23 protein-coding genes are annotated in these 25,182 nt (G+C 64.0%); 8 read left to right on the forward strand and 15 right to left on the reverse strand.

Annotation, left to right across the window (positions count from 1 at the left end; translation table 11 throughout):
* Together lipA and QME24_RS15360 are read left to right on the forward strand one after the other, a co-directional pair.
* On the forward strand, nucleotides 1-1,017 hold the full coding sequence (lipA, locus tag QME24_RS15355; protein ID WP_280091798.1) for a lipoyl synthase: 1,017 nt from the start codon (nucleotides 1-3) through the stop codon (nucleotides 1,015-1,017).
* Nucleotides 1,018-1,125: 108 nt separating this feature from the next.
* Nucleotides 1,126-2,064: an LD-carboxypeptidase gene (locus tag QME24_RS15360; protein WP_232892750.1), complete on the forward strand. Its 939-nt coding sequence runs from the start codon at nucleotides 1,126-1,128 to the stop codon at nucleotides 2,062-2,064.
* 92 nt (nucleotides 2,065-2,156) lie between these two features.
* Here the strand turns inward: QME24_RS15360 and QME24_RS15365 are convergent, their stop codons facing one another.
* The 5 genes from QME24_RS15365 to leuS form a co-directional block, all read right to left on the reverse strand.
* Nucleotides 2,157-3,473: a lytic murein transglycosylase gene (locus QME24_RS15365; protein WP_009685837.1), complete on the reverse strand. Its 1,317-nt coding sequence runs from the start codon at nucleotides 3,471-3,473 to the stop codon at nucleotides 2,157-2,159.
* Nucleotides 3,474-3,533: 60 nt separating this feature from the next.
* A complete protein-coding gene (arfA, locus tag QME24_RS15370; protein WP_009685838.1) occupies nucleotides 3,534-3,698 on the reverse strand; it encodes an alternative ribosome rescue factor ArfA in 165 nt (54 codons plus the stop codon).
* 478 nt (nucleotides 3,699-4,176) lie between these two features.
* The gene (holA, locus tag QME24_RS15375) at nucleotides 4,177-5,214 is read right to left on the reverse strand and encodes a DNA polymerase III subunit delta (protein ID WP_054905912.1); all 1,038 of its coding nucleotides are present in this window, start codon (nucleotides 5,212-5,214) and stop codon (nucleotides 4,177-4,179) included.
* Nucleotides 5,215-5,253: 39 nt separating this feature from the next.
* Nucleotides 5,254-5,859, reverse strand: coding sequence for an LPS assembly lipoprotein LptE (gene lptE, locus QME24_RS15380; protein ID WP_009685391.1), 606 nt, complete (start codon nucleotides 5,857-5,859; stop codon nucleotides 5,254-5,256).
* Between the two features lie 61 nt (nucleotides 5,860-5,920).
* Nucleotides 5,921-8,527: a leucine--tRNA ligase gene (leuS, locus tag QME24_RS15385; RefSeq protein WP_280091906.1), complete on the reverse strand. Its 2,607-nt coding sequence runs from the start codon at nucleotides 8,525-8,527 to the stop codon at nucleotides 5,921-5,923.
* Between the two features lie 227 nt (nucleotides 8,528-8,754).
* On the opposite strand from leuS, the gene QME24_RS15390 reads away from it, so the two are divergent.
* A complete protein-coding gene (locus QME24_RS15390) occupies nucleotides 8,755-9,069 on the forward strand; it encodes a hypothetical protein (RefSeq protein WP_009685393.1) in 315 nt (104 codons plus the stop codon).
* 135 nt (nucleotides 9,070-9,204) lie between these two features.
* Entirely contained in the window at nucleotides 9,205-9,966 is a 762-nt protein-coding gene (locus QME24_RS15395) for a YdcF family protein (protein ID WP_280091907.1), read from the forward strand.
* Between the two features lie 152 nt (nucleotides 9,967-10,118).
* On the opposite strand, the gene lnt is transcribed toward QME24_RS15395, so the two are convergent.
* The 8 genes from lnt to QME24_RS15435 form a co-directional block, all read right to left on the reverse strand.
* Nucleotides 10,119-11,636: an apolipoprotein N-acyltransferase gene (lnt, locus tag QME24_RS15400; protein WP_009685395.1), complete on the reverse strand. Its 1,518-nt coding sequence runs from the start codon at nucleotides 11,634-11,636 to the stop codon at nucleotides 10,119-10,121.
* Nucleotides 11,637-11,644: 8 nt separating this feature from the next.
* On the reverse strand, nucleotides 11,645-12,484 hold the full coding sequence (locus QME24_RS15405) for an HlyC/CorC family transporter (RefSeq protein ID WP_009685396.1): 840 nt from the start codon (nucleotides 12,482-12,484) through the stop codon (nucleotides 11,645-11,647).
* 25 nt (nucleotides 12,485-12,509) lie between these two features.
* A complete protein-coding gene (gene ybeY, locus QME24_RS15410; protein ID WP_054911688.1) occupies nucleotides 12,510-12,983 on the reverse strand; it encodes an rRNA maturation RNase YbeY in 474 nt (157 codons plus the stop codon).
* On the reverse strand, nucleotides 12,976-13,974 hold the full coding sequence (locus QME24_RS15415) for a PhoH family protein (RefSeq protein WP_009685398.1): 999 nt from the start codon (nucleotides 13,972-13,974) through the stop codon (nucleotides 12,976-12,978). The genes ybeY and QME24_RS15415 overlap by 8 nt, the downstream gene beginning before the upstream one ends.
* 137 nt (nucleotides 13,975-14,111) lie before the next feature.
* Nucleotides 14,112-14,657 (reverse strand): tetratricopeptide repeat protein, encoded by a 546-nt coding sequence (locus QME24_RS15420; RefSeq protein WP_029884758.1) that lies wholly within the window; start codon nucleotides 14,655-14,657, stop codon nucleotides 14,112-14,114.
* 195 nt (nucleotides 14,658-14,852) lie between these two features.
* A complete protein-coding gene (gene hemL / locus QME24_RS15425) occupies nucleotides 14,853-16,136 on the reverse strand; it encodes a glutamate-1-semialdehyde 2,1-aminomutase (protein ID WP_009685400.1) in 1,284 nt (427 codons plus the stop codon).
* Between the two features lie 14 nt (nucleotides 16,137-16,150).
* Nucleotides 16,151-16,774, reverse strand: a complete 624-nt coding sequence (gene thiE, locus QME24_RS15430; protein WP_047150150.1) for a thiamine phosphate synthase — start codon at nucleotides 16,772-16,774, stop codon at nucleotides 16,151-16,153.
* Nucleotides 16,775-16,787: 13 nt separating this feature from the next.
* On the reverse strand, nucleotides 16,788-17,585 hold the full coding sequence (locus QME24_RS15435) for a hydroxymethylpyrimidine/phosphomethylpyrimidine kinase (protein ID WP_029884760.1): 798 nt from the start codon (nucleotides 17,583-17,585) through the stop codon (nucleotides 16,788-16,790).
* A 265-nt stretch (nucleotides 17,586-17,850) separates the two neighbouring features.
* Between QME24_RS15435 and QME24_RS15440 the strand changes: the two genes are divergently transcribed.
* The 4 genes from QME24_RS15440 to QME24_RS15455 all read left to right on the forward strand — a co-directional run bounded on the left by QME24_RS15440 (nucleotide 17,851) and on the right by QME24_RS15455 (nucleotide 23,920).
* Nucleotides 17,851-19,839: a hybrid sensor histidine kinase/response regulator gene (locus tag QME24_RS15440; protein ID WP_192441077.1), complete on the forward strand. Its 1,989-nt coding sequence runs from the start codon at nucleotides 17,851-17,853 to the stop codon at nucleotides 19,837-19,839.
* Nucleotides 19,840-19,984: 145 nt separating this feature from the next.
* The gene (locus tag QME24_RS15445; RefSeq protein ID WP_281690879.1) at nucleotides 19,985-21,637 is read left to right on the forward strand and encodes an acyl-CoA dehydrogenase family protein; all 1,653 of its coding nucleotides are present in this window, start codon (nucleotides 19,985-19,987) and stop codon (nucleotides 21,635-21,637) included.
* Between the two features lie 174 nt (nucleotides 21,638-21,811).
* Nucleotides 21,812-23,275 carry an AMP nucleosidase gene (gene amn, locus QME24_RS15450; protein ID WP_009685408.1) on the forward strand — a complete coding sequence of 488 codons (1,464 nt, stop codon included), beginning with the start codon at nucleotides 21,812-21,814 and terminating at the stop codon, nucleotides 23,273-23,275.
* Between the two features lie 6 nt (nucleotides 23,276-23,281).
* Nucleotides 23,282-23,920, forward strand: coding sequence for a pseudouridine synthase (locus QME24_RS15455; protein ID WP_054905922.1), 639 nt, complete (start codon nucleotides 23,282-23,284; stop codon nucleotides 23,918-23,920).
* Nucleotides 23,921-24,073: 153 nt separating this feature from the next.
* Here the strand turns inward: QME24_RS15455 and QME24_RS15460 are convergent, their stop codons facing one another.
* Nucleotides 24,074-24,277 carry a DUF2788 domain-containing protein gene (locus tag QME24_RS15460; RefSeq protein ID WP_003249787.1) on the reverse strand — a complete coding sequence of 68 codons (204 nt, stop codon included), beginning with the start codon at nucleotides 24,275-24,277 and terminating at the stop codon, nucleotides 24,074-24,076.
* Nucleotides 24,278-24,331: 54 nt separating this feature from the next.
* Nucleotides 24,332-24,808 carry an Lrp/AsnC family transcriptional regulator gene (locus QME24_RS15465; RefSeq protein WP_280091748.1) on the reverse strand — a complete coding sequence of 159 codons (477 nt, stop codon included), beginning with the start codon at nucleotides 24,806-24,808 and terminating at the stop codon, nucleotides 24,332-24,334.
* Nucleotides 24,809-25,182: the final 374 nt, after the last annotated feature.

A 25,182-nucleotide genomic window follows, 5' to 3' on the forward strand; every position in this document is an offset into this window, starting at 1 on the left:
ATGACAACTGTGCAAGAAGCCGTGCCCAACCTGATACCTACCCAGGATGCCACCCCGCGCCCAGCGCCGAAGAAGGTGGAAGCCGGGGTCAAGCTGCGTGGCGCTGAGAAGGTGGCGCGCATCCCGGTGAAAATCATCCCGACCGACGAGTTGCCGAAAAAGCCCGACTGGATTCGCGTGCGTATCCCAGTCTCGCCGGAGGTCGACCGCATCAAGCAACTGCTGCGCAAGCACAAGCTGCACAGCGTGTGCGAGGAAGCTTCCTGCCCGAACCTGGGTGAGTGCTTCTCGGGCGGCACCGCCACCTTCATGATCATGGGTGACATCTGCACCCGTCGTTGCCCGTTCTGCGACGTAGGCCACGGCCGGCCGAAGCCGCTGGACCTGGACGAGCCGAAAAACCTGGCGGTCGCCATCGCTGACCTGCGCCTGAAGTACGTGGTGATCACTTCGGTAGACCGCGACGACCTGCGTGACGGTGGTGCCCAGCACTTTGCCGACTGCATCCGCGAAATCCGCGCGCTGTCGCCAGGCGTGCAACTGGAAACCCTGGTGCCGGACTACCGCGGGCGTATGGACGTGGCACTGGAAATCACTGCGCAAGAGCCGCCGGATGTGTTCAACCACAACCTCGAAACCGTGCCGCGCCTGTACAAGGCCGCGCGCCCGGGCTCTGACTACGACTGGTCGCTGGACCTGTTGCAGAAGTTCAAGCAGTTGGTGCCGCATGTACCCACCAAGTCGGGCCTGATGCTGGGCCTGGGTGAAACCGACGAAGAAGTGATCGAAGTGATGCACCGCATGCGCGAGCATGACATCGACATGCTTACCCTCGGTCAGTACCTGCAACCGTCGCGCAGCCACTTGCCGGTGCAGCGTTTCGTGCACCCCGACACCTTTGCCTGGTTCGCCGAGGAAGGCTACAAGTTGGGCTTCAAGAACGTGGCTTCCGGCCCGCTGGTGCGCTCTTCGTACCATGCCGACCAGCAGGCGCACGAAGCCAAGATCAAGCTCTGAGCCTGGCTGAAACACAAATGCCGATGCTTGCCGAAAGGGCAGCATCGGCATTTTTTTTGCCGGCGACAAGCCATAAGCTACAAGCGACAAGATGCCTGGAGCTGCATGATGAATTGTGTCGATACCCTTCCCGTACATTTGCCCAAGGCGATCTTGCAGGACACCTGCTTCGCTATCATCGCGCCGGCGGGCTCGGCGCGGCTGGATACGCACAAGGTCAACCAGTGGTTCGCTGATCGTGGCTACCGTTGCCGCATTTACCCAGGTGCCCTGCAGGCTCAGGGTTACCTGGCAGGCCCGGACCAGCAGCGGCTGCAGGACCTGCACGATGCCTTTGCCGACCCGGGCATCGACGCCATCCTGTGCATGCGCGGCGGTTACGGCAGCATGCGCCTGCTCGACCAGCTGGATTTCCAGCTGATACGACGCAACCCCAAGCCGCTGATTGGCTACAGCGATATCACGGCGCTGCATACGGCCCTTTATCGGCATGCCGGGCTGATCACGTTCCATGGGGGGATGCTCAATGCCGACTTGCTCGGCGGCAAGCTGGCGCCGACCGAGTCGTCTTTGCTGGCCCAGCTGGGTGGGCATGTGCGCGCAGGGGAGCAGATTGCCCACCCAGCGGGCTATGCCATGAGCACGGTGATGCCGGGGGTTGCCAGCGGGCGTTTGCTGGGTGGCAACCTGTCGATGCTGGGCGCGACGCTTGGCACCGTGGCCGAGCTGGATACAGAGGGCTGCATCCTGTTTATCGAAGACGTCAATGAGCCGCTGTACCGGGTAGACCGGCTACTGACGCAGTTGCGCCTGGCGGGCAAGCTGGCGGGCGTGAAAGGCGTGCTGGTAGGGGATTTTGCCGGGATTACCACGGCGGCGTTGGCGCCACTGCTGGAGGAAACTTTCGGGCCCTTGGGTGTGCCGGTGCTGGCGGGGTGGCGCAGTGGGCACTGTGACCCGAATGTGTGCTTGCCGCTGGGGGCTCGGGTACGGCTGGACAGTGTTCAGCAGAGCTTGGTGTTGGAGCAGGATGTGTTCAAGGCTTGAGATAGCCGGGGCTGCTTTGCAGCCCCTTTCGCGACACAAGGCCGCTCCTACAGGGATCGCGTTACACCATCGTACCGCAACCCCCAGCTATCTCACTGGCTACGCAGGCTCTCAAGCAGCTTATGGGTCGGGTAACCATCCGCCGGCCACCCCAGCCCTTGCTGGGCATTGCGTATGGCCTTGCGGGTGTTGGCGCCGATAATGCCATCGGCATTGCCCGCATCATACCCACGGCCGTTAAGCAGGTTCTGCAACTCCACGCGTTCGCTGCGGCTCAGCGGCAAGTCTTCCTTCGGCCAGCTGCCGGCAATGAAGCCCCAGCCGCTGAAGCGGTCGGCCAGCAGGCTCACCGCCAGTGCATAGGACGATGAGTTGTTGTACTTGAGGATGGCGCGGAAGTTATCCAGTACCAGGAACGCCGGGCCACGCGCGCCTGCTGGCAACAGCAACGCGGCAGACAGCTGGTTGCTGCCCGCTGGCAATTGGGTGCCGGTTGGCAGCTTCACACCCATTGCCAGCCACTCGCTCACCGGCCTGCGCAACGCGCCATCGGCCTGCCAGAAATCGAAGCCTGGCGGTACCTGCACCTCGAAGCCCCACGGTTGGCCACGCTTCCAGCCCGAGCTTTGCAGGTAGTGCGCGGTCGAGGCCAGGGCATCGGGGGTGCTGTTCCAGATGTCGCGGCGGCCGTCGCCGTCAAAGTCCACGGCATGGGTGTTGTAGGTGGTCGGGATGAACTGGGTCTGGCCCATGGCGCCAGCCCACGAGCCACGCATGGCCTCAGGCTGGATGTCGCCATGCTGGATGATCTGCAGGGCGGCGATCAGCTGGTCCTGGGCGAACTGCGGGCGACGGCCTTCATAGGCCAGGGTCGCCAGCGAGCGGATTACCGACTTGTTGCCCTGGAACTGGCCGAAATTGCTCTCCATGCCCCACACCGCCACCAGCACCTGGCGGTCAACGCCATAGCGTTGCTCGATGCGGGTCAGCAGTTCGGCGTTCTGATCCAGCAACCGCTTGCCATTGCGCACGCGCAAAGGGGACAGCGCGCCTTCGAGGTATTCCCACACCGGGCGGCTGAACTCAGGCTGGCTGCGGTCGGCCTTGATCACGTCCATGTCGGGGGTAACCCCGAGGAAGGCGCGGTCGAAGATGCTGGGCGAAATACCCGCTTGCAGGGCTTGTTCGCGGAAACCCGCTTGCCACTGGGCGAAGGTTTGCAAAGGCTGGATTTCAGTGCTGGCGTCTGGCGTTGCACCGGGCACGGTTACCACGGGCGCAGGTTGCGCAGGGGCCAGCGGCAGCGCGTCGGCGGCGGTAGGTTTTTCCGCGCAGGCAACCAGCAGGATGAAGCTGGAGGCCGCGATCAGCTGGCGGGTTTCCCAACGGGGAGAAAGACGGAAGAGCATGCACAGATCCAGAATTGCAGGTCAGGTGCTGACCATATCATGCCTGCGCCCGCGATGCTTTCATGCCGCCAAAAAGTAGGAAGCCTCCCAATCTCTCGATTGGAAGGCTTCGCGGCGGTAGCTGCCTTTGCCTTTTTCCGGTTGTTCCTGGCGGCAGCGGAACAGCGGTTGGGCAATGATCGACTTGGCCTTGTTGGGGCCGTGCTTTTTCGGCTTTTTGCTCATGGCGGGGGGCCCGTGGTCGGTGGGTTTCGGGGCGCACTTTAGGGCCCAGGGGCGATGTGGGCCAATTGATTGTGTATATGGTTCACAGGCCCTATCGCTGGCAAGCCACACAGGGATCGCCTTAGGGCTGACAGGTGTTTGCCACAAGGTATGGCAGCGCCTGTTAGAGCGAGCGCCGCCCGCGCGGCGCAATCGCGAGCTGCGCTCGCTCCTACGTTTGTTTCGGGCCAATTATTCCTGTGGGATTCGCGCGCGAACGCCTTGGTGCATGCCTCAATATCGCGCCGTACAAACAAGGCGGCCGCGCGCGCCTGTCACAGGCGTTACTGGCCCGAAACAAACGTAGGAGCGAGCGCAGCTCGCGATTGCGCCGCGCGGGCGGCGCTCGGTTTCACAGGCGCTGCATAACTTGTGGCAGACACCGACAGCCCTGACGCGTACCCTGTGGCTGGCTTGCCAGCGATAGGGCCTGTGACCGTTATAGAGGGGGTAGCGCCAGGCGCTGACCCGCCATCAACAATGACAACCGCGCCAGGCCCGTCCACGGCGAGCCCTCGGCCTGGCCCTTGATTTGCGCATCGATACGCTGGGCATCCTGGAGCAGTTGCGCCCAGCGCTGCGCCGAGAGGCGCTGCAGGGCCTTGCTGACCAACGGCCGGCGCTTATCCCAGACCGGTGGGCGCGCCTGGCTGAACGCCTTGTCCAGCGGCACGCCCTGGCTGAATTGCTGGGCCAGCCCGGCGAGCTGGCGCAGCTCACGCGCCAGCGCCCAGAGAACCACCGGGGGCTCGACCCCCTCACCGCGCAAGCCTTCGAGCATGCGCAGGGCATGTGCAGCTTCACCGTTGAGAATGGCGTCTACCAGCCCGAAAACGTCGAACCGGGCGCTGTCAGCGACAGCCGACTGCACGGTTTCGACGGTGATCTGGTTGCCTTCGGCCAACAGCTTGAGCTTTTCGATTTCCTGCGCGGCAGCCAGCAGGTTGCCTTCTACGCGCGCGGCAATCAGGTCGACAGCGTCACGCTGCGCCGACAGGCCGGCCTGCTGCAGGCGCTGGTTGATCCATTGCGGCAGCTGGTGCGCATCCACCGGCCAGATCTGGATGAACTGGCAGTGGGCACCTTCGATCAAGGCCTTGCCCCACTTGGTCTTCTGCGCGCTGCCGTCGAGCTTGGGCAGGCTGACCAGCAGCAGGGTGTCTTCGGCGGGGTTGGCGCAGTATTCCATCAGCGCTGCAGCGCCCTTGTCACCCGGCTTGCCCGAGGGCAGGCGAAGTTCCAGCAGGCGCCGCTGGGCGAACAGGGACAGGCTGGCACCGGCTTGGAGCAGGGTGCCCCAGTCGAAGTTGGCGTCGGCACTGAAGACCTGGCGCTCGTCGAAACCTTGCTGGCGCGCAGCTTGGCGGATGGCGTCGGCGGCTTCCTGGCACAGCAGCGGGTCGTCACCGCTGACCACGTAGACCGGGGCCAAGGCGCCTTGCAGGTGCTTGTTGAGTTGGGCGGGGGCGAGCTTCATGGGCAGTAGGCGGGGTACCCGAAGGCACCCCGCACGGGCTTAGTTGCCCGGTACTTCCAGGGGCGACTGCTGCGGCGTTTCCGCCTGCTGGCGGCGTGCGGCCTCAAGGGCGGCCGCTTCAGCCTGGGCACGCTGATCGGCTTTTTGCTGCAGCTCGTCCAGCTGGGCCGGGGTCAGTTGCTGCAGGCGCACGACCATGGCGTTGACCAGGTCACGGCGCATTTCCAGGCGGGAACGGGCAGCTTCCTGCTCGGAACCGGTGATGTTCGAGGCATCGCGCACATACACCTTGCGCACTTCCAGCTTGTCACTCAGCAGTTCAAGGTTGTTCAAGCCCTGGATGCTGTAGTTGAGCTGGGTGGTCAGCTCGTACTCGGCAGTGCGGTTACCGCTGTTGTAGCTGGCCGAGCGCTCGCGCTGCTGTTCGTTGGTCAATACCAGGCGGTACGGCGCACCGGTGTGCACATTGACGCCGCTGTTCTTGAGCACCTGGCGCAGTTCGGTCACGGTAGGCCCGTACGCGTCACGCGCACTGACGTCCATTTCCTTGATGCTCAGCTCGTTGGTGCCAGTACCGCGCAGCTGGAAACCGCAGGCGCTGAGCATGACCGCCAGGCCAATTACCAGCAAATTGCGTTTGATCATGTTGTTGCTCCCTTGTGGGCCTGTTCCGCCCGCCCGCAGTGGCTGCGGGCGGGCGTTGCCATCAGTTGGCGACGATGTTGACCAGCTTGCCCGGTACCACGATGACCTTGCGAATGGCCAGGCCGTCGATGAAGCGCAGGACGTTCTCGTTGCTGCGCGCGGCGGCTTCGATTTCTTCGCGGCTGGCGGCGGCCGGCATTTCGACCTGCCCACGCAGTTTGCCATTGACCTGCACCACCAGGGTGACGGTGTCCTGCACCAGTGCGGCTTCGTCGACCGCTGGCCAGCCAGCGTCGATCACGGCCTGATCATGGCCCAACTGCTTCCACAGCTCGTGGGAGATGTGCGGGGTGATCGGCGCCAGCAGCAGGGTCACGGCTTCCAGGCCTTCGTGCAGCAAGGCACGGTCTTGCGCCGTGGCTTGCGGGGCTTTTTCCAGCACGTTCATCACGGTCATCACCTGGGCGATGGCGGTGTTGAATTTGTGGAACTGGCCGACGTCGGTGCTGGCCTGCTTGATGGCGGCGTGAATGGCGCGGCGAATGACCTTCTGTGCGTCGTCCAGGGCGGCGACATCCAGCTTGCCCGGCAGGCCTTGGGCGACGTGTGCCTGGGCCAGGCGCCAGACGCGGCGCAGGAAGCGGCTGGCGCCTTCGACGCCGGAGTCGGACCATTCCAGGCTCGCGTCAGGTGGCGAGGCGAACATCATGAACAGGCGGCAGGTATCGGCGCCGTACTGGTCGATCATCGACTGGGGATCGACGCCGTTGTTCTTCGACTTGGACATCTTCTCGGTGCCGCCGATTTCCACCGGCAGGCCGTCGGTCTTCAGGCGTGCGCCAATGATCTTGGCCTTGGCATCGCGTTCGATTTCGACATCGGCCGGGTTGTACCAGTCCTTGCCGCCGTTGCTGGCAACGCGGTAGTAGGTTTCGGCCACGACCATACCCTGGGTCAGCAGGTTCTTGAACGGCTCGTTCGAGGTGACCAGGCCTTCGTCACGCATCAGCTTGTGGAAGAAGCGCGCGTACAGCAGGTGCAGGATGGCGTGTTCGATACCGCCGATGTACTGGTCGACCGGCAGCCAGTGGTTGGCCGCTTTCGGGTCGACCATGCCACCTTCGTAGTTCGGCGAGGCGTAGCGGGCGAAGTACCAGGACGACTCGACGAAGGTGTCCATGGTGTCGGTTTCGCGCTTGGCCGCAGCGCCGCATTTCGGGCAGCTGCACTCGTAGAATTCTGGCATGCGCGCCAGTGGCGAGCCGGCACCATCGGGCACCACGTTCTCCGGCAGGGTCACCGGCAACTGGTCTTCTGGCACGGGCACGTCGCCGCAGGACGGGCAGTGGATGATCGGGATCGGGCAGCCCCAGTAGCGCTGGCGGCTGATACCCCAGTCGCGCAGGCGGAACTGGGTGCGCGATTTGCCCAGGTCCTTGCGGATCAGGGCTGCTTCGATGGCGTCGAAGGCGCCGGCAAAATCCAGGCCGTCGAACTCGGCGGAGTTGATCAGTTGGCCGTGCTCGCCATAGGCGTCCTGCCACTCGTTGCCGACTTCATCGCCCGCACTGGTGCGTACTACGGCCTTGACCGGCAGGTTGTACTTGCGGGCGAACTCGAAGTCGCGCTCGTCGTGAGCCGGCACCGCCATTACCGCGCCATCGCCGTAGTGCATGAGCACGTAGTTGGCGACCCAGACCGGCAGCTTCTCGCCCGTCAGCGGGTGCTCCACCAGCAGGGAAGTGGCCATGCCCTTCTTCTCCTGGGTGGCCATGTCGGCTTCGGCAACGCTGCCGGCCTTGCATTCTTCGATGAACGCCTGCAGCGCCGGGTTGCCCTGGGCAGCCTGGGTGGCCAGCGGGTGCTCGGCGGCGACGGCGACGTAGGTGGCACCCATCAGCGTGTCGGGACGGGTGGTGAAGACCTTGAGCGTGCCGGCGTGGCCGATGCTGGCCTGGTCGTAGGGGAACTGGACTTCCATGCCGCGTGACTTGCCGATCCAGTTGCGCTGCATGGTCTTGACCTGCTCAGGCCAGCCCGGCAGTTCGTCGAGGCTTTCCAGCAGCTCGTCGGCGTAGTCGGTGATGCGGAAGTAGTACATCGGGATTTCGCGCTTTTCGATCAGCGCGCCGGAACGCCAGCCGCGGCCGTCGATGACCTGCTCGTTGGCCAGTACGGTCTGGTCTGCCGGGTCCCAGTTCACGGTCCCGTTCTTGCGGTAGATGATGCCTTTCTCGAACAGGCGGGTGAACAGCCACTGCTCCCAACGGTAGTAGTCAGGCTTGCAGGTGGTCACTTCACGTGCCCAGTCGATGGCCAGGCCCAGGCTCTTGAGCTGGGTCTTCATGTACTCGATGTTTTCGTACGTCCACTTGGCCGGGGCGACGTTGTTCTTCATCGCCGCGTTTTCCGCGGGCATGCCGAAAGCGTCCCAGCCCATCGGCTGCAGCACGTTCTTGCCCAGCATGCGCTGGTAGCGGGCAATCACGTCACCGATGGTGTAGTTGCGCACGTGGCCCATGTGTAGCTTGCCGCTCGGGTACGGGAACATCGACAGGCAGTAGTAGGTGTCCTTGCCTGGCTGTTCGGTAACAGCGAACGATTGTTGCTCGTCCCAGAAGTTCTGGGCGGCGGCTTCGATATCACGGGGCGTGTATTGTTCGTGCATGGCTACTTTTTGCTGAGAGGGAAGAGACCTTGTTCCAGGCAGCGGAACCTCGCTGCGTCCGGCACTCCGGTGTCATTTAGAGTGAACGCCGTAGCATACAGCAGCGCTGCGTATCGTGGGAAACCTTCGTTGCGAATGGCCGCTGGTCGCTGCGCCCGGCTGCTTTTTGCAACGACGCTAAGCTCTGGTGTGGGGGGAGATATTCTTATCTTCAATGAGGTGAACGGATGGGAGAGACGCAGCTACCCGCAATCAGACCGGAGCTTTACGAGCGCCTGATCGACCGGCTTGGCCTGGCACTCGAAAGCGCCAGGACCTCTGTGCGATTGCGCGACGAGATGCCAGCCGAGCTGGAGTTGCGTGGCCTCAGCCACGCAGAGTTCGAAGTGATCAAGGCCTACCTGGAAGCCCTTCCGGGGCGCCGTAATGCTGCTGTCGGCAGTTACCCACAAGCGGAGCCGGCATCAGCCAAGATTATCTGGCTCAAGGACCAGAAGCGCGCTGCCACCGCGGCCAGTTCCAGAACGCTGCGCCAGCGCTAGTCGTTCAGGGCGCCCGGCGCAGGCCATCGCGCCACGGTCATTCATCATTCATACAGCTTTCGATCGGCACCGGCCCTACCTTGTTGACCGGTGCCGATCCTTTTAGGCTGCACGCCTGCCAAGGAGGTGTGGCCGATGCCCATACGATTTTTCATCAAGCAATGGCTGATGCCGCCGGGCATCTTGTTCCTGTTGCTGCTTGCCGCATGGTGGTGGCGTGCGCGCCGGCCACGGCTGGCGGCGCTGTGTTTTGGGGTGGGGCTGGGTGGCTTGTGGCTGATGAGCTTGCCGCTGGTGGTGCAGGAAACGGCCCGCGTGCTGGAGACCGAGCCGCCACTGGCCGTGGGCGACTGGGCGGGCCTGGCAGGGCGGGCAGACGCCATCGTGGTGCTGGGCGCGGGCCGTGAACGTGGTGACCCGGCCTGGGGCGGCAGTGACCAGCCCACGGCCACGGCGCTAGAGCGCATGCGGTTTGCTGCGCGGCTGGCCAAGGCCTCCGGTTTGCCGGTGCTGACCAGTGGCGGGCTGCACTATGGCACGCCGCCGAGTGAGGCGCGGTTGATGGCCGATCGCCTGCGTGAGGATTTCGCGGTCGAGGTGAGGTGGCGCGAAGAGGCCAGCCGCACGACCTGGGAGAACGCCCAGCTGTCGGCCAAGGTGCTGCAGCCGCTGGGGATTCGCCGTGTGGTGGTGGTCACCCAGGCCTGGCACATGCAGCGCTCGCGCTGGAGCTTTGAACAGGCGGGGTTCGAGGTGGTGCCGGCGCCGGTGGGGTTCCTTGGGCGCGAGCATGCGCGGCCGTTCGGCGGGTTGCTGCCGGAAGGCCGGGCGATGTGGCAGAGCGGGCAGTTGCTTAATGAGGTGGTGGGGCTGGTGGGGTACCGGGTGTTCTATTGAATTCAGGTTTGCGCGGTTCCTTGTAGGAGCGGCCATGTGTCGCGATGGGCTGCGCAGCAGCCCCGGATCTCAGCTCTATCTCAAGATTGCCGGGGCTGCTTTGCAGCCCATCGCGACGCAAGGCCGCTCCTACAGGGACCGTGTAATGCCGGTTAGACAGTTTTGGCTATGCGCCCGGCCAGCAATGCCCAGCCCAGCAGCAGCACGCAGACAATCGCCAGCGGCCACGAACGCCATTGCAGGTAGGGCGTGAGCTGCTGCATCGGCACCACTTCGCCATACATCACCGCCTGCTGGAATTGTGGTACCTGCGTGGTGATACGGCCGAACGGGTCGATCAGCGCGGTTACACCATTGTTGGTGGCGCGGATCATCCAGCGGCCGGCTTCCAACGCACGCATCTGCGCCATCTGCAGGTGCTGCAGCGGGCCGATCGAGGTGCCGAACCAGGTGTCGTTGCTGATGGTCAGCAGCAGGTCGCTACGCGCTGCCAGCCCTGCAGCGAATTCCGGGTAGACCACTTCGTAGCAGATGTACGGGGCAATCTGGTAACCCTTGGCCTGCAGCAGTGGCTGGTCTTCCGGGCCGCGGGCAAAGTCCGACATGGGCAGGTTGAAGAACTCGATGGCGCCACGCAGCATGTCCTGCAGCGGCACATACTCGCCAAACGGCACCAGTTTCTGCTTGAGGTAGGTGCCATCGCCTTCGCCGGCCACCGTGATACCGTTGTAGTAGCGGCGCTGGTGGTGCACCTCTTCGCGTACCGGTACGCCGGTGATCAGCGCCGAATGCCGTTCGGCGGCAAAGCGGCCCATCACATCGATGTAGCCCTGGGCCTGGTCCTTGAGCACCGGTACCGCGGTTTCGGGCCACACCAGCAGGTCCACTGGCTTGGAACTGAAGCTCAGGTCACGGTACAGCGCCAGTTGTGCATCGATGTGCGCCGGGTCCCATTTCAGGTCCTGTTCGACGTTGCCCTGAATGGCCGCCACTTTCAGCGGGTCGCCAGCCGGCTTGGTCCAGGCATGGCCTTTGAGTGCCAGGCCCAGGGCCCAGGGCGCCAGCAACAGCACCGCGGCAATGGCCAGGAACGAAGGGCGCGCGCGCAGGCGGTGCAGGTTGCACAGCAGGGCGGCAGTGAGGGCCAGGGCGAAGGAAACCAGCCATACGCCACCCAGCGGGGCAAGGCCTGCCAACGGCCCGTCGAGCTGGCTGTAACCGGCGTAGAGCCAGGGAAAACCGGTCAGGAACCAGCCGCGGAAAGCTTCCTGCAGCAGCCACAGGGCGGCGAAACACAAGGCGTCGGCCAGCGGCGCTTCGTTGCGCCGCAACCAGCGCGCCCACAACCAGGTGGGCAGGGCGAAGAACCATGCCAGGGCGGCAAAAAATGCCAACAACAGCACGATCGCCAGCAACGGCGAGGCGCCGCCGTAGGTGGTCATGCTGACGTAGATCCACCAGGTGCCCGCGCCGTACAGGCCAAACCCGAACCACCAGCCACGCCACATGGCCTGGCGCGGGCTGAGCTCGCGCAGGCCCAGGTAGAGCAGGGCGATCGATAGCAAGGCCAGCGGCCAGATATCGAACGGTGCCAGGGCCAGGAGGGTGGATGCGCCGGCCGCCAGGGCCAGCAGGTTACCGGGCCAGCCGGGGCGGGTGATCCAACGCATGTTTGTCCTTAACGGTTGATCGGGGTCAGGCGCAGCAAGTGTATCCGCCGGCTGTCGGCGTTGAGAATACGGAACTTGTAGGCGCCGATCTCGGTGGTTTCGTTACGCTTGGGCAGGTGGCCAAAGGCACTCATCACCAGGCCGCCGACGGTGTCGAACTCGTCATCGGAGAACTCGCTGTCGAAGAACTCGTTGAAGTTTTCGATCGGGGTCAGCGCCTTGACCAGGAAATCACCGCTGGGCAGCGGCTTGATGTAGCTGTCTTCCTCGACATCGTGCTCGTCCTCGATATCGCCAACGATCTGCTCCAGCACATCCTCGATGGTGACCAGGCCGGCCACGCCGCCATATTCGTCGATGACCACGGCCATGTGGTTGTGGTTGGCACGGAACTCGCGCAACAGCACGTTCAGGCGCTTGGACTCGGGCACGAAGGTGGCCGGGCGCAGCAGGTCCTTGATATTGAAGCTGTCGCCGTTCTCTTTGAGGATGAGCGGCAGCAGGTCCTTGGCGAGCAGGATCCCGAGCACATCGTCGTGGCTTTCGCCGATCACCGGGTAGCGCGAGTGCGCGGCGTCGATCACCGCCGGCAGGAATTCGCGCGGCGACTGGCTGGCCTTGATGCTGATCATCTGCGAGCGCGGGACCATGATGTCGCGCACCTGCAGGTCGGCGACCTGGATGGCGCCTTCGACAATGGTCAGCGCCTCGCTGTCCAGCAGTTTGTTCTGATGGGCTTCGCGCAGCAGCTCCAGCAGCTCCTGGCGGTTTTTCGGCTCATGGGCAAAAGCCTGGGTCAGTTTACCCAGCCAGGACTTCTGCCCGTTGCTCGATCGATCTTCGCTCATGGCGGTTCTCGTGATCCTTCGTGTATCAGTGTGTGAGGGTGTCGGTTTCATCATCGGCATAGGGGTCGGGGTGACCCAGTTCTGCCAGCAATTCTCGTTCCAGGCCTTCCATCTCCTCGGCTTCCTCATCGTCGATGTGGTCGTAGCCAAGCAGGTGCAGGCAGCCGTGGATGACCAGGTGGGCCCAATGCGCGTTCAGCGCCTTGCCTTGTTCGGCCGCTTCGCGCTCCACCACCGCCACGCAGATGACCAGGTCGCCCAGTAGCGGGATATCGAGCAGGTCATCGGGTACATCGGCAGGGAACGACAGCACGTTGGTCGCGTAGTCCTTGTGCCGGTAGGTGTGGTTCAGCTCACGGCCTTCGGCTTCGTCGACCAGGCGAATGGTCATTTCCGAGTCGGCGCTGCGCTGGCGCAAGGCCAGCTCACACCAACGGCGGAAGTCCTCGTCGCCCGGGGCAGCGGCATCGGTGGCCCGTTGAATGTCGAGTTCAAGCATCTTTGCCGGGTGCCTCAGGCTTGGCCTGGCGGGCATCGAAGCGGTCATAGGCCTCGACGATACGCTGCACCAGTGGATGACGAACCACGTCTTTGGGCTGGAAGTGGGTGAAACTGATACCCGGCACGTCCCGCAATACTTCGATGACGTGTGCCAGGCCTGACTTGGTGCCACGGGGCAGGTCGACCTGGGTGATGTCGCCGGTGATCACCGCGGTAGAGCCGAAGCCGATGCGGGTCAGGAACATTTTCATCTGCTCGAGCGTGGTGTTCTGGCTTTCGTCGAGGATGATGAAGCTGTTGTTCAGGGTGCGGCCGCGCATGTACGCCAGCGGGGCGATCTCGATGACCTGGCGCTCGATCAGCTTGGCCACGTGCTCGAAGCCGAGCATTTCGTACAAGGCGTCATACAGCGGGCGCAGGTACGGGTCGATCTTCTGCGCCAGGTCGCCAGGCAGGAAGCCAAGCTTTTCGCCTGCCTCGACCGCCGGGCGTACCAGCAGGATACGGCGCACCTGCTCGCGCTCCAGTGCATCCACGGCGCAGGCCACTGCCAGGTACGTCTTGCCGGTACCGGCCGGGCCGATGCCGAAGTTGATGTCGTTGGCGAGGATTTCCTTGACGTAGCGCTGCTGGTTCAGACCGCGCGGGCGAATATTGCCCTTGCGGGTGCGCAGCGACACGCTGACTTCGTTGACGGCCGGGTTGTCGATGTGCTCGACGGCCGACTCCTGCAGGTACAGGTGCACAGTTTCCGGCGACAGGTCAGTGGCCTTGGTCTCACGGTAGAGACGGCGCAGCAGCTGTTCGGCCGCAGAGGTTGTCTTGGGTTCGCCGATCAGTTCGAACTGATTGCCACGGTTGCGTATTTCGATGGCCAGGCGCTGTTCGATCAGGCGCAGGTGCTCGTCGAACTGGCCGCACAAGTTGGCGAAACGGTTGGCCTCGAATGGTTCGAGGATGAAACGATGGGGTTCTATGGGTGCGTTCAAGGTCGTTTTTAGCCGCTCGACGGCAATGGAGTTGAACTCAAGAATAACCCTTGAATGGCAGTGGCGAAAGCACTGAAACGATCAAGGGTATGTTCGCCCTGCACCGGGCGCGTGTACCCATGCTGGCGTACTGGCGGTCAGGGCAACGGCGAGAACGGCGTGCGCCCTTCGGCGTTCTGCAGTTCCAGCAGGTATTTGCGGAAAATCTGGCCGAGCACCTGGGTGGCATGCTCCAGGTCGTCGCGAGGCATTTGCTCGGTGACTTCGTCGGCCATGTCCAGCGCGTCTTCGGCACCGTTGACCGCGGCCATTTTCAGCAGGATGTACGCCTGCACATTGTTGGCCTTGACCCCTTCGCCATGGAAGAACATGGCCCCCAGGCGATACTGGGCATCGGCCTGGCCTTGCAGCGAGGCTTTCTGGAACCAGTCCAGGGCTTTGTTCAGGTTCTTGGGGGTTTGCGTGTAGTAGTACTCGCCCAGTTCGAACTGCGCCTGGGCGTCCCCCGCGCTGGCGGTCTGCTCGCAGGCCTTGAGGGCGTTTGCCAGGTCTTCAGGCTGAACGTTCAAGGTGCAGCGCCCCGTTGCCGGAATGAGCAACGAGTTACCGCCCTCCGCCAGGGCCAGCAGGGGCTGAAGAAGCAACAGGCAGCCCAGGGTCAGGGCGCGGCCGGTGCGGTTCATGGGGATCGACTTACCTCTGCAAAGCTGCGGCCAATGTCTCTGGTGGCACATTATGGGATAAGCAGCGCCAACCTTACAAAGTTTTACTCGAATTTCTGCTTGGTTGGGGAAGTCAGCTGATTGTGCATGAATAATTGTTGCCTGTACCGGCCTCTTTGCGGGTGAGCCCGCGAAGATCCCGGTACAGGCAAAGCATCACTTCAGGGCAGCAAACGCCTTTTCAGCCGCATCCAGGGTGATCTGCAACTCCTTGTCGCCATGGGCGATGGAGGTGAAGCCTGCCTCGAACGCGCTCGGTGCCAGGTACACGCCACCGTCGAGCATCAGGTGGAAGAAGCGCTTGAAGCGCTCGGCATCGCTGGCCATCACGTCATCGAAGGTGACGATATCGTCGGCACCGCTGAAGTACAGGCCGAACATGGCACCGGCCTGGGTGGTGACGAACGGCACCCCGGCGGCATCGGCGCGCTGTTGCAGGCCGTCGAGCATGCGGCTGGTGTAGTCGGTCAGCTCGGCGTGGAAGCCGGGGCGGCTGATCAGCTTCAGGGTGGTCAGGCCGGCGGCCATGGCCAGCGGGTTACCCGACAGGGTGCCGGCCTGGTAGACCGGGCCCAGCGGGGCGATGCAGCCCATGATTTCACGCTTGCCGCCGAAGCAGCCGACCGGCATGCCGCCGCCGACGATCTTGCCGAAGGTGGACAGGTCCGGGGTGATGCCGTAATGGCCCTGGGCGCCACCCAGGGAAACGCGGAAGCCAGTCATCACTTCGTCGAAGATCAGCACCACGCCATGCTTGTCGCACTGCTCGCGCAGCCCTTCGAGGAAGCCCGGGGCCGGTGGCACGCAGTTCATGTTGCCGGCCACTGGCTCGACAATGATGCAGGCCACGGTCTGGCCAACTTCGGCCAGGGTCTTCTCGACGGCAGCGATGTCGTTGAACGGCAGGGTCAGGGTGTGCTTGGCGAAGTCGGCTGGCACGCCCGCCGAGCTGGGGACGCCCTGGGTCAGCAGGCCGGAGCCGGCTTTTACCAACAGGCTGTCCGAGTGGCCGTGGTAGCAGCCTTCGAACTTGATGATGGCATCGCGGCCGGTGTAGCCACGGGCCAGGCGGATGGCGCTCATGGTGGCTTCGGTGCCCGAGCTGACCATGCGCACCATTTCCATCGACGGCACGATCGAGCAGACCAGGTCGGCCATTTCGGTTTCCATGGCCGTTGGCGCACCGTAGGACAGCCCGTGCTGCAGCTGCCTGCGCACCGACTCCAGCACCTCGGGGTGGCCGTGGCCGAGGATCATCGGGCCCCAGGAGCCGACGTAATCGACATAGCGCTTGTCGTCCTCGTCAACGACGTAGGCGCCCTCGGCATGCTTGAAGAACAGCGGCGTACCGCCAACGCTCTTGAAAGCGCGGACCGGCGAGTTGACGCCGCCGGGGATGTGCTTCTGGGCTTGGGCGAACAGGGCTTCGGAACGGGACATGGGAATCTCTCGAATCAGGATGCGAACAAGGCGTTGAAGGCGCGGGCGCGGCGGGTAACTTCCTGCGCGCTGTCGGCACCGAACAGGCCGTGGATCACCGCCAGCAGGTCGGCGCCATGGGCGACCAGCGGGGCGGCGTTGTCGAGGGTAATGCCGCCGATCACCGCGATCGGCAGCTTTACCTGGGCGCGAGCCTGCTCCAGCAGGTCGGTACTGGCGGCAGGCGCGCCGGGCTTGGTCACGGAGTTGAAGAAGCGGCCGAAGGCCACGTAGCTGGCACCTTCCTCGGCGGCCTGGGCGGCCAGCGCGAGGCTGGCGTGGCAGGTGGAACCGATGATCGCCTGGCGGCCGAGCAGGGCCCGGGCCGGGGTCAGCGGGCCGTCGGTCTGGCCCAGGTGCACGCCGACGCCCAGGCGCGCGGCCAGTTCGGCGTCGTCGTTGATCAGCAGCCGCGTGCCATAGCGCTCGCACAGCTTCATCAGCGCTTCGGCTTCACGCAGCCGGCGCGCTGCGTCGTCGCTTTTGTCGCGGTATTGCAGCAGGCACACGCCGCCTTCCAGCGCCGCTTCGACATAAGACAGGAAACGGCTGGCAAGCAGCTGACTGTCGGTAATGGCATACAGGCCACGTAGCTTCATGGAAAGCCTCGTTTCAAGCGCAGAAGTCCAGGGGCAGGCGGCGCGGCACGTACTGGCCTTTGCCCAGCTGCTCGGCGTCACGCAGGGTGCGCCAGGTGTAGTCGAGGGCGCTGCGTACGGCACTTTCCAGCTGCTCGCCCAGGGCCAGGCGGCCGGCCAGGGCGCTGGCCAGGGTGCAGCCCGAGCCATGGTAGCTGCCTGGCAGGCGCTGGCAGGTCCAGGTGTATTGCTGGCCGTTCTGGGTGTACAGGCGGTTGTGGATTTCGTCTTCGTCGCCGTGCCCGCCGGTAATCAGCAGGTGCTTGCAGAACGGCAAGAGCTTCTCGGCACACGCGTCGGCGCTGCCCTCGGGCAGTTCGGCGAGAATGCGTGCTTCAGGCAGGTTCGGCGTGGCGATGGTCGCCAGCGGTAGCAGGCGTTCGCGCAGGGCATAGCCTACTTCATCCTTGCCCAGGCGGCCGCCGCCGCCGGCGCGCAGCACCGGGTCGCAGACCAGCGGCAGGTGCGGGTGGGCGGCCAGCAGCTCGGCCACGGTGTCGACCATGTCGATCGAGCCAAGCATGCCCAGCTTGACCGCGGCAACCGTGGAGTCGGCCAGTACGGCGTTAGCCTGGGCCAGCACCCACTCGCGGTCGAGTACCCGGAAGTCGGAAACATTGACGGTATCCTGCACGGTCAGGGCAGTCACGGCGGGTGCAGCGTGACAGCCTTGGGCGAGCAGGGCTTCGATATCTGCCTGCAGGCCGGCGCCGCCACTTGGGTCGTGGCCGGAGAGACAGAGGACAACGGGGCGGGAGCTGTAGGTATTCATGGTCGGCGAGCTTACCACCAAACCTGTTTGGGAGAATCGTCCGACAAGCCGGATTTACTGATCGAATGGTCAGCTTATGGTTGGAGTCCTCCCTCAAACTATTGATTTAGAAGCCTTTTTTCGCGTTTTGGCATGGCCGATTGCCAGCGGTTACAGCTATGCTAGAGTGCTTGGATAACTCGACAAACGGACTCTGCTGGATCACGTCGTCTCAAACGGATGGGAGGCAACCGCGACGCGACTGCACAGACCAGGCTGGGGCTGTATGCGCTATTTGCTGATTGTGCTTCTGGGGATGCTGCCCGTGCTGGCCGGCGCAGTCGATTTCGACGAGGCTACCCGGCACCTGCCGCTGGGCAAGGTCATGCAGGTTTATGAGGACCCGCATGGCAGTAGCAGCATCGCCCAAGTCAGCGCCCCGGACTTCGCCAGATACTTCCGCCCCCACCCAGATGAGGTGCTGAACGCCGGTTATTCCACTTCGGTGTTCTGGCTCAAGGTCGAGTTGCGCCCGGTTGCGGCGCCCGGTGCTGCGCCCCGGCAGTGGCTGCTGGAACTGGCCTACCCGCCCCTGGATCATCTGGAGCTGTACCTGGCCGATGGCAATGGCGGCTACCGCCTGGCCCAGCGCACCGGCGATGCCTTGCCCTACGACAGCCGGCAAGTGCGCCAGAGCAATTATCTGTTCGAACTGCAGCTGCCGCCCGGCCAGGTGACTACCGCTTACCTGCGGCTGCACAGCCAGGGCTCGGTGCAGGCGCCGCTGGCGCTATGGGCCCCCGAGGCCTACATCGAGGCGCAACCGACCCGCCTGTATGTGCTGGGCATGATTTATGGCGTGCTGCTGGTGATGCTGGTGTACAACCTGTTCATCTACCTCAGCGTGCGCGACGTCAGCTACCTCTACTACATCCTCTATATCGCCTCGTTCGGCCTTTACCAGGTGTCGGTGAATGGCGCCGGTGTTGCCTACTTCTGGCCAGACAGTCCCTGGTGGGCGAATGCCGCGACACCGCTGAGCATCGGTGCTGCCGCGCTGTTCGCCTGCCAGTTCGCCCGCCACTTCCTTCAGCTTGGCAGTATCAGCCGGGGCTTCGATCGGCTATTGCAGCTGTTGATGCTGGGGGGCGTGGCGGTCATGGTGCTGGCCGTGAGCATGACCTATGGGGTGGCGCTGCGCATGGCCACCCTGCTGGCGCTGCTGTTCACCGTCAGCGTGTTCAGCGCCGGGCTGTATGCCTGGTGGCGCGGGTTGCGCCTGGCGCGTTGGTTCATCATTGCCTGGACGGCGTTCCTGCTTGGTGGCCTGGTCAACACCCTGATGGTGCTGGGCTACCTGCCGAACGTGTTCATCACCATGTATGCCAGCCAGCTGGGTTCGGCACTGGAGGTGGCGCTGCTGTCGCTGGCGCTGGCCGACCGCATCAACATCCTGCGCGAGCAGCAGGCGCAGGTCTTGCGTGAAACCGGCCGTACGCTGGAACAACTGAATCTGCAGTTGGCCAGGAGCAACCGGTTGAAGGACGAATTTCTGGCCAGTGTGACCCATGAACTGCGCACGCCGATGAACGGGGTGATTGGCTCGCTGGAGTTGATGCATACCTTGCCGATGGAAGGCGAGATGGCCCAGTACCACCGTACAGCGGTCGGTTCGGCGCAAGGCATGATGGACATGGTCGATGCCATCCTTACGCTGTCCGAGCTGCAAGCGGGGCGCCTGCGGGCGCAGCCGGCGCCGTTCAGCCTGCGTACTTTGTTGCAGAGCCTGCGCGCCGGTTATGCCGGCCAGGCATTGGCCAAGGGCCTGTACCTGAGCCTGGATATCCCGGCCGATTTGCCGGATGGGTTACTGGGTGACGGGCCCAAGCTGGCGCGTTGCCTGGGATGCCTGGTGGATAACGGGTTGAAGTTCACCCATCAGGGCGGCGTGGTGATCCAGGTGCGCGGGCGCCGGGTGGGGCCGGATGACATGGCGCTGACCTTCACTGTCAGCGACAGCGGTATCGGCTTCGATGACCTGGACCAGGCGACGTTGTATCAGCGGTTCTTCCAGGTAGATGGCTCGATGACCCGCCGCTATGGCGGGTTGGGGATCGGGCTGTCGATCTGCCGGCAGATGGGCGAGTTGCTGGGTGCGCGGTTGGCGCATGAGTCGACGCGCGGGTTGGGGAGCCGGTTTGAGTTGAGTTTGAATATGGCGGTTTCGCAGGGGCAGGTGCCGGTGGGTATCTTGCAGAAGCGTCGTTCGGTTTGAGGGGGGGCGGCGCTCGATCTCGCAGGCGCTGCATCTACACCCCATGCCCCCACCACCACACCTTTAGTCACGAATGCCACTTTGCCAACCCCGCAGGCAGTGCTTCACTGGGTTTTTCAAGCCTACCCGGATCCAGGAGCCCCCGATGAACCTGCACCAGTACGCTGAAACCCACGAAGTTACCAACCAGCCACCGTCGCTAGACGGTGCCAACCTTTACCGCCTCGACCTGCCACTCCAGGAGTGGTCGCGGCGTTTCGGCGCGGGCTGGGCGCAGTCGCGGATCGATGCCTACGGCGCCCTGGCCGGGGGGCCGCTGATGCAGGCTGGCTTTCTGGCCAACGCCCACAAACCCGAATTCAGCAGCCACGACCGCTACGGCCATCGCATCGACCTGGTCGAGTTCCATCCGGCCTACCACGAACTGATGCGCACCGCGATCGAGCACGGCCTGCCGTCGCTGCCATGGGCCGAGCCGCGCCCCGGGGCGCATGTGGCACGGGCATCCATGACCTACCTGCACAGCCAGGCCGAAGCCGGCAGCGGCTGCCCGTTGACCATGACCTTCGCCGCCGTGCCAGCCCTGCGCTTGCAACCCGAGCTGGCCGAGTACTGGCTACCGAAAATCCTCGCCTGCGAGTATGACCCGCGCAATGTCGGCGACCGGCACAAGGCCGGTGTCACCCTGGGTATGGCCATGACCGAAAAACAGGGCGGCACCGATGTGCGGGCCAACACCACCCGGGCCTACCCGGTCGGGGCGCCGGGCCCGGGTCAGGCCTACGAGCTGGTCGGCCACAAGTGGTTCTGTTCGGCGCCGATGTGCGATGCCTTCCTTACCCTGGCACAAACCGAAAAGGGGCTGAGTTGTTTCCTGCTGCCGCGCCACCGCCCGGATGACAGCCGCAACCAGTTCTATATCCAGCGCCTGAAGAACAAGCTGGGCAACAGCTCGAACGCCTCCAGCGAGGTGGAGTTTCGCGGGGCGTTGGCGTGGATGATCGGCGAAGAAGGCCGTGGTGTGCCGACCATCATCGAAATGGTCGCCATGACCCGCTTCGATTGCATGGTCGGCTCCAGTGCGCTGATGCGCCAGGCGCTGACCCAGGCTACCCACCACTGCGCGTACCGCAAGGTCGGTGGGCGCGTGTTGAATGAGCAGCCGCTGATGCAGAACGTGCTTGCCGACCTTGCCCTGGAGAGCGAGGCTGCGCTCGCCCTCAGCCTGCGCATGGGGCAGGCGCTGGAGCAGCTCGAAGACCCGCAGCAGGCGCACTTCGCCCGCCTGGTGACGGCAGTGGGCAAGTACTGGATCTGCAAGCGTGCGCCGGCCATGATCAACGAAGCCGCCGAATGCCTGGGCGGTGCCGGTTATGTGGAAGACAGCATCCTGCCCCGGCTGTACCGCGAAGCACCGGTGAACTCGGCGTGGGAAGGCTCGGGCAATGTGCAGTGCCTGGATGTGCTGCGGGCCCTTTCCAAGGAACCGGGGGTGCTTGATGCCTTGTTCGCCGAGCTGGGCGATGGGCATGGCGACCCACGTTTGGCGGCGCATATCGGCAACCTCAAGGGGGCGTTTGCCGATACTGGCGACATGCAGTACCGCGCGCGGCAGTTGACCGAGGACATTGCCCTGGCGTTGCAGGCCAAGCTGTTGCTGGAGGCGGGCAATGCGTTGGTGAGTGATGCGTTCATTGGCAGCCGGTTGGCGGGCGGCGGCCGGGTGTATGGGGCGTTGCCGCGCGGTGTGGATGTGCAGGCATTGGTGGCGCGGGCGACGCCAGCCTGGGCGAATTGATTCGGCTTGTTCGCGGGCATGCCCGCTCCCAAGATCTTCATGGATGTCCCGGGCGGTGCCGTACCTGTGGGAGCGGGCGCGCCCGCGAAGAATCCAGCACCGATCAATGGGGATGTATTTAGCCAAGAAGGCAGGCAAGATGGTTCACATGCATGTCCAGACAGGAAGCACAGTGTGAGCCACGCTTTTGTAGTCGTTGATACCCCCGAACAGGCCGTCGATCGTCTGGCGGCCCTGCATGAACAAGCCACCGGTGCCCTAAGCCTTGCGCTCAAGCGTTATCTGAAAGACCGCACCGAACCCGACGCCGAGCAGCGCGACCTGTTCCGCTACCCGGCCCTGCGCCTGACCTACTACAGCCATGGCGAAGTCGCCGCCACCACGCGCGCCTATGCCAAGGTGCAGGTGGCCGGCACCTACAGCGTCACTGTCACCCAGCCCGCGGCGTTCCGTGGTTATCTGCTGGAGCAGCTGCGCCCGCTGATGCACGACTACACCGTTACCGTAGAAGTGGGCGTCAGCGAACAGAATATCCCTTACCCCTATGTGGTCGACCAGGGTGACGAACTGGCCGGCAGCGGCATCACCGCCGCGCAGTTGGCGCGGGTGTTCCCCAGCACCGACCTGTCGGCCGCCACCGACAATATCGCCGACGGCCTGTACGACTGGGATCATGCCGACGTGTTGCCGCTGGCACTGTTCGATGCCGCACGCGTCGACTTCTCGCTGCGCCGCCTGGTGCATTACACCGGCAGCGACTGGCGCCACATGCAGCCGTGGATCCTGCTGACCAACTACCACCGCTATGTCGACCAGTTCATCAGCCATGGCCTGGAGCAGTTGCGTGACGACCCGCGTTTCGTGCGCATGGTGCTGCCGGGCAACGTGGCCATCGAAAAGGGCATGGACCATGGCGAAGCCCAGGCGCTGGTTGCCAGCGTGGTCTGGCACCGTTACCAGATGCCGGCCTACCACCTGATCGCCGCCGACGGTGACGGCATCACCTTGGTCAACATCGGCGTCGGCCCGTCGAATGCGAAGAACATCACCGACCATCTGGCGGTGTTGCGCCCGCATTGCTGGTTGATGATTGGCCACTGCGGCGGCCTGCGCCAGTCGCAGACCATTGGCGACTATGTTCTGGCACACGCCTACATGCGCCGCGACGGCATTCTCGACCGCGTGGTGCCGCCGAACATTCCGATCCCGGCCCTGGCCGAAGTGCAGTTGGCGCTGCAGGAAGCGGCTGCGCAAGTGACCGGAGAGCGTGGCGAACAGTTGAAGAAGCGCCTGCGCACCGGCACCGTGCTGACCTACGATGACCGTAACTGGGAGCTGCGCTGGGCCCAGGAGCGGCCGCTGATCAACCTTTCACGTGCCGTGGCGGTAGATATGGAAAGCGGCACCATTGCCGCCCAGGGCTACCGCTTGCGGGTACCGTACGGCACCTTGCTGTGCGTGTCCGACAAACCGCTGCACAGCGAGATCAAGCTGCCAGGTTCGGCCAACGCCTTCTATAACCGGGCGGTCAGCCAGCACCTGAAGATCGGCATTGCCGCCCTCGACCTGCTGCGCACCGAGCTCAACTCGTTGCACTCGCGTAAACTGCGCAGCTTCGATGAGCCGCCGTTCCGCTGAGGATCCATGTCACTGCCACCCCGTAACAAGCCGCGCCGCCCCCAGGCGCGGCCTGCCGCCGGCCCGCGTCGCCAGGCCAAGGCGCCGCCGGCCGAGCCCCGCCTGATCCTGTTCAACAAACCGTTCGACGTGCTGACCCAGTTCAGTGACGGCGAAGGGCGGGCGACGCTCAAGGACTTCATCGACATCCCGGGCGTATACCCGGCCGGGCGGCTGGACCGTGACAGTGAAGGCTTGCTGTTGCTGACCAACGATGGCGGGCTACAAGCGCGGATTGCCGACCCTAAGCACAAGCTGGCCAAGACCTACTGGGTGCAGGTGGAAGGTGAGCCGAGCGACGAGCAGTTGCAGCGTTTGCGTGACGGCGTGGAACTGAACGATGGGCCGACCTTGCCGGCCGAGGCGCGGCGCCTGGCCGAGCCCGCGTTGTGGCCGCGCAACCCGCCGGTGCGTTTTCGCAAGAGCGTGCCGACCAGCTGGCTGGAGCTGGTGATTCGTGAAGGGCGTAACCGCCAGGTGCGGCGCATGACGGCAGCGGTGGGGTTGCCGACCTTGCGCCTGGTGCGGGTACGCATTGGTGACTGGGCGCTGGAGGGGTTGGAGCAGGGGTGCTGGCGGGAGGTTCCGGCAAAATTGCAGCGCTAGTGGGGGCCGCTTTGCGGCCCATCGCGACACAAGGCCGCTCCTACAGAACCGCGCAAAACCATGCCTTGGGTCGCGATCCCCGCTTTGTGCGACCCCTGTAGGAGCGGCCTTGTGTCGCGATGGAGCGCAAAGCGCTCCCCGCATTCCCAAGCCCTAAACCCCTTCAAGAAACCCCACCACCACGCTCTTGATGATAAAGGCCAGCACCCCCAGCCCCAGCACGAAGAACAGGATCAGCGTACCGAACTTGCCCGCCTTGGACTTTTTCGCCAGGTCCCAGACGATGAAACCCATGAAACCGATCAGCACGGTAACCAGGATGATCATCATCCACTCTTCGAATACGGCGGGATCCATCGGTGTTCTCCAGGCAGTTTGAGCGCTCGAGTATACGCCCGCAGGCGCGGGCAATTACCGAAGGTGGGTCAATGGCAGCGCGGTGCTGGCCAGCACCTGGTTCAGCACGAAACTCGAACGCACGCTGGTGACGCCTTCGATGCGGGTCAGGCTGCCGAGCAGCAGTTTCTGATAGTGGTCCATGTCGGCCACCACCACCTTCAACTGGTAGTCGGCATCCATGCCGGTGACCAGGCTGCATTCCAATACCTGTGGCAGGTTGCGGATAGCGGCCTCGAAGGTCTCGAAGCGCTCCGGCGTGTGCCGGTCCATGCCGATCAGCACGTAGGCGGTCAGGCTCAGACCCAGCTTCTTGCGGTCGAGCAGGGCGACCTGGCGGGAGATGTAGCCGTCGTCCTCCAGCTGCTTGACCCGACGCGAGCATGGCGAAGGCGACAAGCCGATGCGCTCGGCCAATTCCTGGTTGGAAATGCGCGCATCGCGCTGCAATTCGGCGAGGATGCTCAGGTCATAGCGGTCGAGTTTGCTCATGGCATTTGCCTTTTCTGTTCGGATTGCGGCGAATTATCATTCCAGGGTGAAAAATTGCGCAAGTACTATTTATATGAGCAATCTTCGCAATCCGCTGCTGCCAGCTGTCCGGTATCTTTATCAACAGAATCACTGCCCGGACATCAGTCCACGGCGACGCGCCCTAGGCGGGCGGTCGCGGCCAGCCATCCAACCGGATCCGCAGGCCCCCGGGCTACACAGCTTCCAGAAGACGCTGTGAGGTGAGCCGGCGCCACAAGTGCCGAGCACGGACGACAATTCCTGAAGGGAGGCCCTGCGGCCTCCCTTTTTTCATGTCGGTAATTTTAATAGGCCGGTCTGAAGAGCACGGTAGACTGGCTGCCTGCTGCAGT

The sequence above is a fragment of the Pseudomonas sp. PARCl1 genome (genome assembly GCF_947311875.1).
In the GTDB taxonomy this organism is placed as follows: domain Bacteria; phylum Pseudomonadota; class Gammaproteobacteria; order Pseudomonadales; family Pseudomonadaceae; genus Aquipseudomonas; species Aquipseudomonas juntendi.

Bases quoted from the DNA above. Each gene is read 5' to 3' on its own strand.
- QME24_RS15405 (WP_009685396.1), bottom strand. From the start codon at position 12,484: ATGAGCGAAGATCGATCGAGCAACGGGCAGAAGTCCTGGCTGGGTAAA.
- thiE (WP_047150150.1), bottom strand. From the start codon at position 16,774: ATGAAGCTACGTGGCCTGTATGCCATTACCGACAGTCAGCTGCTTGCC.
- QME24_RS15445 (WP_281690879.1), top strand. From the start codon at position 19,985: ATGAACCTGCACCAGTACGCTGAAACCCACGAAGTTACCAACCAGCCA.
- QME24_RS15440 (WP_192441077.1), top strand. From the start codon at position 17,851: ATGCGCTATTTGCTGATTGTGCTTCTGGGGATGCTGCCCGTGCTGGCC.
- QME24_RS15460 (WP_003249787.1), bottom strand. From the start codon at position 24,277: ATGGATCCCGCCGTATTCGAAGAGTGGATGATGATCATCCTGGTTACC.
- QME24_RS15465 (WP_280091748.1), bottom strand. From the start codon at position 24,808: ATGAGCAAACTCGACCGCTATGACCTGAGCATCCTCGCCGAATTGCAG.
- QME24_RS15395 (WP_280091907.1), top strand. From the start codon at position 9,205: ATGCCCATACGATTTTTCATCAAGCAATGGCTGATGCCGCCGGGCATC.
- QME24_RS15390 (WP_009685393.1), top strand. From the start codon at position 8,755: ATGGGAGAGACGCAGCTACCCGCAATCAGACCGGAGCTTTACGAGCGC.
- hemL (WP_009685400.1), bottom strand. From the start codon at position 16,136: ATGTCCCGTTCCGAAGCCCTGTTCGCCCAAGCCCAGAAGCACATCCCC.
- QME24_RS15365 (WP_009685837.1), bottom strand. From the start codon at position 3,473: ATGCTCTTCCGTCTTTCTCCCCGTTGGGAAACCCGCCAGCTGATCGCG.
- lipA (WP_280091798.1), top strand. From the start codon at position 1: ATGACAACTGTGCAAGAAGCCGTGCCCAACCTGATACCTACCCAGGAT.
- holA (WP_054905912.1), bottom strand. From the start codon at position 5,214: ATGAAGCTCGCCCCCGCCCAACTCAACAAGCACCTGCAAGGCGCCTTG.
- QME24_RS15360 (WP_232892750.1), top strand. From the start codon at position 1,126: ATGAATTGTGTCGATACCCTTCCCGTACATTTGCCCAAGGCGATCTTG.
- ybeY (WP_054911688.1), bottom strand. From the start codon at position 12,983: ATGCTTGAACTCGACATTCAACGGGCCACCGATGCCGCTGCCCCGGGC.
- QME24_RS15420 (WP_029884758.1), bottom strand. From the start codon at position 14,657: ATGAACCGCACCGGCCGCGCCCTGACCCTGGGCTGCCTGTTGCTTCTT.
- QME24_RS15435 (WP_029884760.1), bottom strand. From the start codon at position 17,585: ATGAATACCTACAGCTCCCGCCCCGTTGTCCTCTGTCTCTCCGGCCAC.
- leuS (WP_280091906.1), bottom strand. From the start codon at position 8,527: ATGCACGAACAATACACGCCCCGTGATATCGAAGCCGCCGCCCAGAAC.
- arfA (WP_009685838.1), bottom strand. From the start codon at position 3,698: ATGAGCAAAAAGCCGAAAAAGCACGGCCCCAACAAGGCCAAGTCGATC.
- lnt (WP_009685395.1), bottom strand. From the start codon at position 11,636: ATGCGTTGGATCACCCGCCCCGGCTGGCCCGGTAACCTGCTGGCCCTG.
- lptE (WP_009685391.1), bottom strand. From the start codon at position 5,859: ATGATCAAACGCAATTTGCTGGTAATTGGCCTGGCGGTCATGCTCAGC.
- QME24_RS15455 (WP_054905922.1), top strand. From the start codon at position 23,282: ATGTCACTGCCACCCCGTAACAAGCCGCGCCGCCCCCAGGCGCGGCCT.